This is a genomic window from Candidatus Goldiibacteriota bacterium, from assembly GCA_016937715.1.
Lineage (GTDB): Bacteria > Oederibacteriota > PGYV01 > PGYV01 > PGYV01 > PGYV01.
This window is the reverse complement of sequence record JAFGWA010000010.1, coordinates 1-10,949: the sequence shown is the minus strand read 5'-3', so window position 1 is coordinate 10,949 and position 10,949 is coordinate 1. Positions and strand designations below refer to the sequence as shown.

The 10,949-nt window shown below is 42.7% G+C and carries 8 protein-coding genes; all 8 read left to right on the top strand.

The features are described from left to right. Positions 1–150: 150 nt before the first annotated feature. The 8 genes from JXR81_01635 to JXR81_01600 all read left to right on the top strand — a co-directional run bounded on the left by JXR81_01635 (position 151) and on the right by JXR81_01600 (position 10,716). A complete protein-coding gene (locus JXR81_01635) occupies positions 151–1,359 on the top strand; it encodes a hypothetical protein (GenBank protein ID MBN2753546.1) in 1,209 nt (402 codons plus the stop codon). Beyond that, positions 1,359–1,721, top strand: coding sequence for a PilZ domain-containing protein (locus JXR81_01630; GenBank protein MBN2753545.1), 363 nt, complete (start codon positions 1,359–1,361; stop codon positions 1,719–1,721). The genes JXR81_01635 and JXR81_01630 overlap by 1 nt, the downstream gene beginning before the upstream one ends. Before the next feature lie 153 nt (positions 1,722–1,874). Beyond that, complete coding sequence (locus JXR81_01625) at positions 1,875–3,230, top strand: PQQ-binding-like beta-propeller repeat protein (GenBank protein MBN2753544.1); 1,356 nt, start codon at positions 1,875–1,877, stop codon at positions 3,228–3,230. 19 nt (positions 3,231–3,249) lie between these two features. Next, positions 3,250–4,701 carry a HAMP domain-containing protein gene (locus tag JXR81_01620; protein MBN2753543.1) on the top strand — a complete coding sequence of 484 codons (1,452 nt, stop codon included), beginning with the start codon at positions 3,250–3,252 and terminating at the stop codon, positions 4,699–4,701. Positions 4,702–4,713: 12 nt separating this feature from the next. Continuing rightward, on the top strand, positions 4,714–5,280 hold the full coding sequence (locus JXR81_01615; protein ID MBN2753542.1) for a DnaJ domain-containing protein: 567 nt from the start codon (positions 4,714–4,716) through the stop codon (positions 5,278–5,280). A gap of 24 nt (positions 5,281–5,304) precedes the next feature. Then, positions 5,305–7,023, top strand: a complete 1,719-nt coding sequence (dnaK, locus tag JXR81_01610) for a molecular chaperone DnaK (protein ID MBN2753541.1) — start codon at positions 5,305–5,307, stop codon at positions 7,021–7,023. A gap of 3 nt (positions 7,024–7,026) precedes the next feature. Further along, complete coding sequence (gene tadA / locus JXR81_01605; GenBank protein MBN2753540.1) at positions 7,027–8,928, top strand: Flp pilus assembly complex ATPase component TadA; 1,902 nt, start codon at positions 7,027–7,029, stop codon at positions 8,926–8,928. Between the two features lie 33 nt (positions 8,929–8,961). Beyond that, positions 8,962–10,716 carry a hypothetical protein gene (locus tag JXR81_01600; GenBank protein MBN2753539.1) on the top strand — a complete coding sequence of 585 codons (1,755 nt, stop codon included), beginning with the start codon at positions 8,962–8,964 and terminating at the stop codon, positions 10,714–10,716. The last annotated feature ends 233 nt before the right edge of the window (positions 10,717–10,949 follow it).

Sequence of the window (10,949 nt, the reverse complement as noted above, 5' to 3'; positions counted from 1 at the left end):
TAACCGGGGATTCTTGGCAGGCTGTACTTTGAAAAGCGGACATTTCTATTTTGCAGAAAATAGGACACTTCTATTTTGCGTTGACAAATTGTTAAAAATGATTTTACAGCAGCTGAATATTGTTGTATTATAAAAGTATATGAGGGAAAAATGGAATTAAACAAAATACTTCAGGTTAAATTTACGGATAAGGAAATAATAATAATTTCCTTGCCCCCGGCCGCGGCAGGCATACTGGCTGCTGTTGTTATATCTCTGTCTTCCGGTTTTTCTTTAGGGCAGTTTTTTCTAACCCTGCTGGTGGGATTAATTTCAGGCGCTGCCGCAGGGCTTGGTGCTGTTTATATTTATGAGGGAATGCTGTTAAAAAGCATCAGGGAAAAGCAGGAAAAACTGGCAGCGGGAGAGATTGTTGACACGCAGCCGCTTTTAGTCAATTCTTTAATTGTCTGCGCGGCGCCTAAGGCTGTTGAGCAAAAAGGAATGACAACAGTAAACGAAGAAGCGTTTCTGCTTATATCCGAAAAAATAGACGAGATTTCAAGGAATAATAATGAACTTATGGAATCGGTTAAAAATGCAAATAACGACGCGCTTTTTAATGAAGATAAGCTGCGTAAAGTAAACGGCATTACCAAAAGTGTTACCAAAGCAATTACTGTAATAATTGAAGATATTAAAAAAATAAATGACAGGGCTGCGGCAATAGTAAAACTTGCAAAAAGCGGAAGTTCGGTGACCGGTTCGGAAATTCAGGCGATGAGCAGCATAAAAAACGCGGTTATTGAATCTACGGATGTCATAGAAAAGTTAAGGTTAAGTTCCAAACAGATAAAAGGCATTGTTAATACGGTTGCGGAGATTGCCAAAAAGACCAATATGCTCTCCTTAAATGCCGGCATTGAAGCGGCGCGCGCGGGTGAAGCCGGAAAAAGTTTTGCTGTTGTGGCCCAGGAAATACGCTCTTTGGCGGAAGGCGCCACAAAAGCCACGCAGGAAATATCCGACTTTCTCCAAAGGACGGAAGAACTTGCTCAGAAAGCGGTGGCTGTAATATCCGAGCAGAACAGGGTGGAAGACGCGGTAAACGTGGTATATTCCGCAAGCGACTCTTTTATTAAAATAGTTGAATCGCTTGGAGAAATATCCAGAATGCTTGCGGGTATTTATGCCGCGGTTGAAGAACACAAAATAGATAATGACCTGCTGGGAATCCTTTCCGGAAATATGACCGAAAAATTAAACGGGCTTACCGGCAATATCAATGCTGTCACCGAAAAAATGAAATCCAATGTCGTTATGATGGAAGATATAAGAAGCGAAGTACAGATACTAAAAAACAGCAGGGAGGCGATGTGATGGAAAATGGGGATCTCTTTATAGAAAGAAGAAGGCATAAAAGGATGGAAAAAAAGTGTACGGTAAAATATAAGCTTATTTCCGCCGATGAAAGCGCTGAAATAAAAAAAACAGCTGTTAAATTAGACGCGCAAAGCGCGGATATAAGCCTTGGCGGAATAAGAATGGGCATTGAAGGCAGCTGTGTTATAGGCGATATCATAAGGGTGGAAGTGGTGGTGGATGAAAAACAGGATGCGGTTACCACTTTTGCGGAAGTCAAATGGGTAAAAGGCAAAGAAGGCGACAAAGAAATAGGTATTGAATTCCTTATTCTTAAAGATAAAGACAGGGAACTTATATACAATCTGCTTGGAGATTAGTTCAAAGTAATTTGAGAAACATTATAAATTTACGTGCCCCGCGTCAGGGGGTTATGTTTGTTGACACAAAAAATGAAATCTGATAATATATTATAATTACAGTAAAAACAGGTATTTTGTAAAGTTTGATTAAAATAATGAAAGGGGCGTATAATGTCCAAAAATGCTATTTTGTATGCTGCAATTATTATTGCTGTTTTTATCTTTCCGGGGTGCTTTGGCGGGCAGCCGGAAGAAGAAGCCAGCATTGATATAAATATCAGCGAAGAGATTAAAGAGATGGAAGGGCTGCAGAAGCAGATAAAAACGCAAAGCACCCAGCTTCAGAAATTGCAGCGGGATTTAAAGACAAAGAAAGCCTCAACTTCCGGCGCGAATTCCGCGGAGGTGAAAAAACTTGAAAAACAGATAGAAGTACAGCAGCAGGAAATTATTGTTGCTTCCAAAAAGGTAACAACAGTGAAGGCGGAAAAAGGCAAATATGTCTGGGCCATGTTCAGGGGAATTCCAAGCCATGACTTTTATTCGGGATATAACATACTTCCTCCCCTTGATTTTAAATGGAAATTTAAAGCTATTTCGGGATTCAAAGCGTCGCCTGTGATGGACGCGGAAAATATTTATGTGGGATGTATGGACAATAATTTTTACGCGATTGAAAAAAGTACGGGCCAGGCGGTCTGGAAAACTCCCTGTCAGGGAGGTATTTCATCTTCCGCGGCTTTATACGGAACAACGCTGTACTTTGGCACGGAATCAGGAATGTTTTACGCGCTTTCCGCGTCTACAGGAAAAATAATCTGGAGCAAAAAGATAGGCCCCGTTCAGGGTTCTTCGCCGGCTATTTTCTCGTCGGTTGTTTATGTGGGGTCAATGGATAATAATGTTTACGCCATGGACAGAAAGACCGGCGAGATTGTCTGGAAATACGCGACCCTTATGCCGGTTGTTTCATCGCCGACAGTGGCAAACGGCCTTGTTTATATCGGTTCCATTGACGCCAATATGTACGCGCTTGATGTGGACAGCGGCAAAGTGGCGTGGCAGTACGCCACAGGCAAAGGTATTGCGTCCACGGCTGTTGAAAGTGAAGGCGTTCTGTATTTTGGTTCTGATGATAAAAAAATATACGCCGTGGATTCTTTAAGCGGCGCTGTTAAATGGGCTTTTCAGGCTGAAGGCTGGATAACATCCGGTGTTATTAAAGAAGGCGTATTTTTTGCAGGTTCAAATGATAAAAATATTTACGCTTTAAATTCCTCAAACGGCAAGCTTCTGTGGAAGACTGCCGTGGAAGGCAAGGTTCTAACCACGCCTTTTGCCGTGAATAATATACTTTACATAGGCGCCGGAAAAGAAGTGCTTGCGCTTGATTCAAAGACAGGCGAAAAGAAATGGTCTCAGAAATACGAATTTAACGTGGTCACGTCAATGATAGGCGAAGACGGCATAGTTTATTTTGGCGATTCCGACAGCTCTTTTTACGCGCTGGAATCAGTGGCTAAATAAAAAACGAAAGAAGGAAAAAATGGCTTCAAGAAGAAAGGTGAGATTCAGTTTAAGCTACAAGATAAGCATACTTATTTTCTCCCTTATTCTTGTAACGCTCACCGCAATCGTCGGATATTATATGACGATGAACTGGAATGACAGCATAAATGAGATGAAGAACAGCGCTAAAAAAGCAGCCAAGACATTGGGCGCGCTTTGGCCTGTGGCGCAGGGCAGGGGCGGGATAAACTGGGGCATATATGAAAATTACATGAAGCAGTTTGTGCAGATAGATAAGAACATTGTTTTTATGGCGATTATTGACGGCAAAGATAATGTAAGAGCCGCTGCAATAAATGACCCTTTGATTAAAAAGAAATTTCCGAAGTTAAAACTTTCGGATGATAAAAAAGAAACTGTAAAAAACCTTGTGGGCAATAAAATAGATGACACCGTAAAAGTTATAGGAAATATAAAGATAAAGGATAAAGACATAGGCCTGGCAACTCTTGTTATAAAATTTTCCAAATACGGCACTTATTACTCTCAGAATATGATGATTTTAAATACTTCCATACTGGCGTTTTTTATACTGATTGCGGGCGGTTTGGGCGCGTGGGGCCTTGCTAAAATTATAACCAGAAATTTTAATATAATAGCCGGCGGAATGAGAAAAGTCGCGGAAGGCAACCTTGATGTAGCTGTTGAAGTTAAAACAAACGATGAAACAGGCGTGCTGGCGGATGACTTTAACAGGATGATAGTTGAATTAAAAGAGAAAGTAAGGATAAAAGACGCGTTTGAAACGGTGGCTGACGGGTTAAAGGATATGGATAATCTGAAAAAAGCGTACGAGACTCTGACATATCAGGAAATGACGGATAAAATCACAAAGGGTTATTATCCGGTATCGCAGACGGATGAAAATAAAACTGTGTTCGTGTTTGTGGACACTTCGGCGCTGGCGGGTTTTACCTATGAACTTATAAGCGAAGAACTTAAGGAAATAATAAAAAAATTCATAGAAAAAATATCATACACTGTCCTGGAATACCAGGGCGCGGTTTTTAAAGTTACGGAAAAGTTTATTCTTATCAGTTTTGGGTACCCGTTTAAACATAACGACGATTTAAAGCGCGCCCTTATTTCCACTGTAGAGATAAGAAAAGAACTTGTGAATATGGTAAAAAGCAAACTGACGCTGGGTTATAACGTGGAAGATTTTGACATTAATTTTGTAATTACAAAGGGCAATATAACAGGTAATTTTGTAGACAGAAAATCTGTTGATGCTTTTAACGCGATAACGGATTACCTTAATTTTGCGTCGCGGTACGGTGAAAAGAAAAAGTTTAACACAAATATATATGCTTCAAAGCAGATTGCGGATGAAACATTCGCCCTGGCTAATTATGAAAAAACAGATGATATAAGCATGAATGACGGCCGCGTGGCCGAACTGTTCCGGCTTAAGGGTACAAAGTTCTGATAAAAGGATAAAATGGCAAATAAACTTAACTATTATGAACTGCTGGAAATTTATCCGGCGGCAACACAGGAAGAGATAGACGGCGCGTTCAGGATGATGCTGTATAAATACCATCCTGATCATAATCCTGACAGGCCGGATTGGGCTCATGAAAAGACTTCAGAAGTTGTGGAAGCGTATAATATATTGTCCAATCCGCTTAAGCGTAAGATATATAACTTTATAATATTCGCTTCGTTAAAACAGGCGCCTGCGGATAAAAAGTTTGGTATTTTTCAGGGCAATGACAAGAAAAAATTTGAAGAAGCGTCAGTGATTTTTAAGGAAGGCGTGGCGGCATTTGATACAAACAAAAATACCGCGCTGCTTAAATTTCAGCAGGCGTGCGCTGTATATAAGTTAAGCGAGGGTTATTACAACATAGGCGTTATTTACACTGTAACCAATAAACTTCTGGACGCCAGAAGGGCTTTTGAAGAAGCTGTTAAACTTGACCCGGATAATCAGCATTATAAAAGGGTTATTGATAAGCTTCAGGAACTTATGAGGGAAATAGACAGGGTAAGAAAAGCGCAGTAAGAAAAAACGGGAAAGGGTGCTTAAGTGGCAAAAATTATCGGGATAGACCTTGGAACTACAAACTCCTGTATGGGGTTAATGGAAGACAACAGGCTTCTGGTGATACCGAATGACGAAAATTTCAGGACCACGCCGTCGGTAGTGGCTTTCACCAAAGAAGGGCAGATACTTGTGGGCAATGCCGCCAAAAGGCAGCAGGTAATGAACCCTGAAAATACAATTTTTTCAATTAAAAGGTTCATAGGGCGCAAATTTAATGACCCTACCGTTGCGAATGATTTAAGGCTCATGCCTTATAAACTTATTAAAGCCGCAAACGGCGACGTCTGGGTGGAAGTAATGGGCAGGACTTATTCTCCTCCGGAACTTTCCGCTATGATACTTATGAAAATGAAAAAAGACGCGGAAAATTATCTTGGCGAAACGGTTGATAAAGCTGTTGTCACGGTTCCCGCGCATTTTAATGACTCGCAGAGGCAGGCGACAAAAGACGCGGGCAAAATAGCCGGTCTGGAAATAGTAAGGATAATAAATGAACCTACAGCCGCGGCTTTGGCCAGCGGTTTTGACAGCAAGACAAAGATGAAAGTTGTTATTTACGACCTTGGCGGCGGAACTTTTGACGTGTCCATACTTGAACTTGGTCAGGGTATTTTTAAGGTCCTGTCCACAAGCGGCGACACGCACCTTGGCGGAGATGATTTTGACCAGGCAATAATAGATTACCTTGTAGCGGAATTTCTTAAAAAAGAAGGCATTGATTTAAAGAATGACAGGGTTGCCCTGCAAAGGTTAAAAGACGCGGCGGAAAAAGCAAAGATAAACCTTTCCACTCTTGAATCCGTTGAAATAACACTTCCATTTTTGGCTGCTACAAATGACGGGCCAAAACATCTTCAGACAGTTCTTTCAAGGCCCACGCTGGAAGCTATTACAAAAACAATCGCTGAAAAAACAGCCGGACCCTGCGAAATTGCGCTTAATGACGCGGGCATGAGGGCGGGCGATATAGATGAAGTGGTTCTTGTGGGCGGGCAGACAAAAATGCCCCTTGTACGTGAAGTGGTAAAAAGAATTTTCAGAAAAGACCCTTTTTCCGGCGTTAATCCGGACGAAGCGGTTGCGTCAGGCGCTTCAAAACAGGCGTCTGTTTTAAAGGGCGATATCAGGGATATACTGCTGCTTGATGTTACCGCTTTTTCACTTGGTATTAAAACAGAAGGCGGCATTTTTTCAAAGATAGTTGAAAAAAACAGCTCCATACCGCTTAGAAAAACAGAAGTATACACCACCACGCAGGAAAACCAGTCTTTTGTAAGAATAGAAGTGTTTCAGGGCGAAAAACCAATGGCTTCCGATAATAAGATGATAGGTACTTTTGACCTTGTGGGAATTCCTCCCGGGCCGAAAGGTTCGGCGAAGATAGATGTTATTTTTGACATTGACGCGAATGGAATCATAAGGGTTTCCGCTAAAGATCAGTCTACCGGAAAAGAGCAGGTGATAAAGATAACGGCGGACAGCGGGCTATCAAAATCGGAACTTGAAAATAAAACCAAAGAGATTGGCGCTGAATTTGCAAAGAAAATCTCAAAAGGCGAAAAAATTCAGTCTAAACAGGATTACAAAGAAGTGCCTGCCCGGGAAGGCGAAGGCGGCGGCCTTGCGTCCGCGCCCGAAGAAGAAGGCGAATTCAAAAAGAAAAAATCAATTTTTGACATATTCAAGAAAAAAGAGGGGTAAACAATGAGCAAACCCAAAAAGAACATGCTTATCGGAGAAATGCTTGTAGACGAAGGCATTATAACCAAAGAACAGTTAAAGGACGGCCTTGAAGAACAAAGGCGCACAGGCGAAAAAATCGGTGAGATACTTGTAAGAATGGGATATCTTTCAAAGGAAATCCTGTGGACTTTTCTTGGATATCAGATGGGAGTCCCGTTTGTTAACCTTGATGAAGTAACAGACATTAAGCAGGATATCTTAAAACTTCTTCCCGAACAGCTTATGAGAAACGAAAAACTTATACCTGTCACAAGGCACGGCAGGGTAATAACCGTTGCCATGGCGGAACCCATGAACTTTCTTGTAATAGACGATTTGAAAGCTACGACAAAAAGTGAAATTGATGTCCGGCTTGCGCCGGCTGAAGAAATATTAAAACAGATAAATAAGTATTTTGGATATAAAGCGGAAGAAACCGGCGCGGTTGCAAAAGCAAGCGTTGAAGACCTTGATGATATTTTATCAGCGCCAATGGGAAATTCTTCCAGGCAGGAATCTTCGGGAATGAAAATTCAGAGGTCAATTTACGGAGAACAGGCGCCTTCGCAGCCGTCCCCGGCGCCGCAACAGCAATACGCTCCGCCGCAGCCGCAGTATTCTCCGGCTCCGCCACCTCCGCCGCAGCAGTACGCGCCTCCGCAGCCGCAGTACACACCGCCTGCTCCTCCGCCTCCGCAGGTTCAGGCAGCGCCTAATATGGCACAGGCAGTTGTGTCGCAGGACACACCGGTTAATGTGTTTTTAACCACGCTGCTTTCAACCGGTTATGACGCGGGAGCCACGGATATTCACATAGAGCCGCTTGCGGATAAATGCAGGATAAGAAGAAGGATAGACGGCACCTTATACGAAGTGGAATCGCCGCCGCGCACGCTTTATAACGGTCTTTTAAATAAAATAAAAGAGCTGGCGCAGATGAATCAGACAGAAAAATCCGCGCCGCAGGAAAGCAAACTAAAAATCCGCGTGGGCGGAAAAGAAATTAATATGGCAGTATACACATTTCCCACTTTATTCGGCGAAAAAATAGTCCTTAAAATAATGAGGACGGATGCCGCTGTTTTAACCCTTGACCAGAGCGGAATGGAAGACGATATGGTGGAAACATACAGAAGGTTCATTAAAAAGCCGCACGGGCTTATAATCCTTTCCGGGCCGACAAACAGCGGGAAAGAAACCACAATGCATTCTACCCTTGTGGAAATGAACAGGCCGGATATTAATATTTTCTCCATAGATGATACAAGCTCCGGTTATGTGGTGCCGGGGGTAAATCAGACCAAAGTCAGCAGAAAAAATTACGGGCAGGTGCTTCACTATCTTGCGGAGCAGGACTGTGATGTAATAACAATAGGGGATATAGCCAACAAAGAAACAGCGGAAGCGGTTTTTGATATAATTGCCAGCGGGCATCTTTTAATTTCACGCCTTCGCTCGTCTGACCCTTACCAGGCGCTTCAGACAATAGTTAATTTCGGAATTGAACCGTATATAGTTTATTCTAATACAATTCTGGTTATGGCACAGCGGCTTGTAAGAAAAATATGCACAAGCTGCAGGCAGCCGTATCAGGCAGCGCCGGATATTGTAAAAATGCTTGGCGGCGATGAAGGCAAGTCGGTTACTTTATATAAAGGGAACGGGTGCGCAAGCTGCGCCCAGACCGGATATAAAGGAAGGACAGCTGTGTTTGAAGCCGTTGTCATGACCGATAAAATTAAAGATATGCTTATGGCCAAAGAGCCTCTTAAAAAGATAAAGGAAGAAAACGCCAAGACAGGGTTAAAGACGCTTAAAGAAGCGGCATTATTGAAGCTGATAGAAGGCACCACTTCGCTTGAAGAGTACATGAAGATAAATTAAATTTTCCGTAAAAAAAAATATAACGGGGTTTTTATGAAAAAAAATATAATTGTAACAATATTTATTCTTGCCGCGGCTGTATGTGTAAATGGCGCGGATTTAAGAAACTTTTCTGTATTGCTTCAGGCCGGTGATTTTATTGCCGGTTCGGCGATTCCCGTCACTATAACGGCATATGGCACGGATAATGCCGTCAAAACCGATTATACGGGCAATGTTACAGCAACCGCGTCCGTTGGGGATGTGGTTTTTGAAGAAACTGCAGATGCGGCTTCAACGGCATTTACCGCCGGTAAATGGATGGGAAAGATAAAACCAATGGGTGCTGACGCGGCGCTGACAATTACTTTTCAGGATGCTTCAGGCGCTACGGGAACGGCGGTTAAAAATAATCTGCCGGGAGCTTATTCAAAACTGCTTGTGCTTACGCAGGGGCAGGAATACGCGCCGGGAACGCTTACGGGTTTTACAGGTATTGAAGAAACGCTTATGACATACCGTGAATTTTATGTGACTGTGACGGCGTGTGATGATTATTATAACAGGGTAAATCCTGTCAGCAACGTGTGGTTAAGGTCAAGCGGCGCCATATACGAAAAATACTCGGTAACGCCCACGGCTGTAAACCTTTCCATGACTGATGTGCCCGGAACAACAATATTCGCGATGACGCTTATGCCTAATCCTGATATAAGCGGATTATATGACGTTATGGCTGTGGATTATTCCAATGTTTCCATACCCGGCACATATCAGAGGGAATTTTCCACGTTAAATACTTATTTTATATGGCCGGAAATTAATAATATTACTTACACGGCATCAGAAATTCCGGTTTTTGCCGGTGATTACATGACAATAACGGTTAAAGCTTCAAACTATCCGCGCGAAGCACAAAAGGGGATTCTGCCTGGCTTTGATAAAGTTGCGGATATCGCCGCGGTTGAATACGACAACCATTCAGCTTTTCTTGAACCGCTTGTGCCGGATACTGTTTCCGTGCAGGGCGGAGAAGGTTCGGTTATTGTAAACTACACTAAAATGGACAGGATTAAAATTATGCCTGACTGCTCTGATTACGATAATGGCACAGGTACTTATTATTATGTTACAAAATCGCCTTCGGATGTTGTGCAGATTTACGCGGCTGCTCCGCAGAGTTTTTCTTTTACTTCGGATAAAGTACAGATTCAGCCGGGCGAAACAGCCAATTTAAATGTTACTGTTTTTGACGCGTACATGAACCCTGTATCAAGGACTGCGGTGGAATTTAGCATACCTGCGGACACAGGTGTTTTAAGTGTTACAAATACTGCCACGCAGGATTATGATTACGCGATAAACATAATTGGAGGCAGCTGCTCGTCAGTTTATACCGCGCCTGTTCTGGCGCCTTCCAGTGTGACAATTACGGCAACTGTTGCCGGGCTTGCGCCAAAAACATTAGTTCTTGAATTTATTTCCGCAACTTCAACGGCTGATAAAAAAACCGTAAAAAATACGCCTAACCCGTTTAATCCGGATAAAGGCGGCACAAAAATAGGGTATTACCTTGAAGCGGACAGTAAGGTAACGTTTAAACTCTTTAATATGTTTGGCGGATTGGTATGGAGCAAACAAGTGCAGAAAGGCGAAGAAATGGGTTCAAAAGGCCCCCGTGAATTATTATATGAAGGCCGGACCGACGGCGGGTTTAAGATAGGGGTAGGGCTGTATGTGCTTAAGATTTTTGTTGAAAACGACAGCGAAAAATATGTGTTAGAGAGAAAGATAGCTGTTAAGAAATAAAAATTGTTTTATGTTTTAGAACTTGTAGGGACAGCGCTCCTGCGCTGTCCGGCTCTTTGTATATACGTTCAGAGGCGCAGCATATTGCGCCTCTTTTTTTTAATGTAATAATTAAATGTGTATTAAATCGAAAACGCGCGGGCTAAAGACCCGCGTCTACCAAACCAAAACAAGCTGCCGAGCTGCCGAGCTGCCGAGCTGCCGAGCTGCCGAGCTGCCGAGCTGCCGAGCTG

Coding starts and splice junctions, on each gene's coding strand:
- JXR81_01635 (MBN2753546.1), top strand. CDS start 151: ATGGAATTAAACAAAATACTTCAGGTTAAATTTACGGATAAGGAAATA.
- JXR81_01630 (MBN2753545.1), top strand. CDS start 1,359: ATGGAAAATGGGGATCTCTTTATAGAAAGAAGAAGGCATAAAAGGATG.
- JXR81_01625 (MBN2753544.1), top strand. CDS start 1,875: ATGTCCAAAAATGCTATTTTGTATGCTGCAATTATTATTGCTGTTTTT.
- JXR81_01620 (MBN2753543.1), top strand. CDS start 3,250: ATGGCTTCAAGAAGAAAGGTGAGATTCAGTTTAAGCTACAAGATAAGC.
- JXR81_01615 (MBN2753542.1), top strand. CDS start 4,714: ATGGCAAATAAACTTAACTATTATGAACTGCTGGAAATTTATCCGGCG.
- tadA (MBN2753540.1), top strand. CDS start 7,027: ATGAGCAAACCCAAAAAGAACATGCTTATCGGAGAAATGCTTGTAGAC.
- JXR81_01600 (MBN2753539.1), top strand. CDS start 8,962: ATGAAAAAAAATATAATTGTAACAATATTTATTCTTGCCGCGGCTGTA.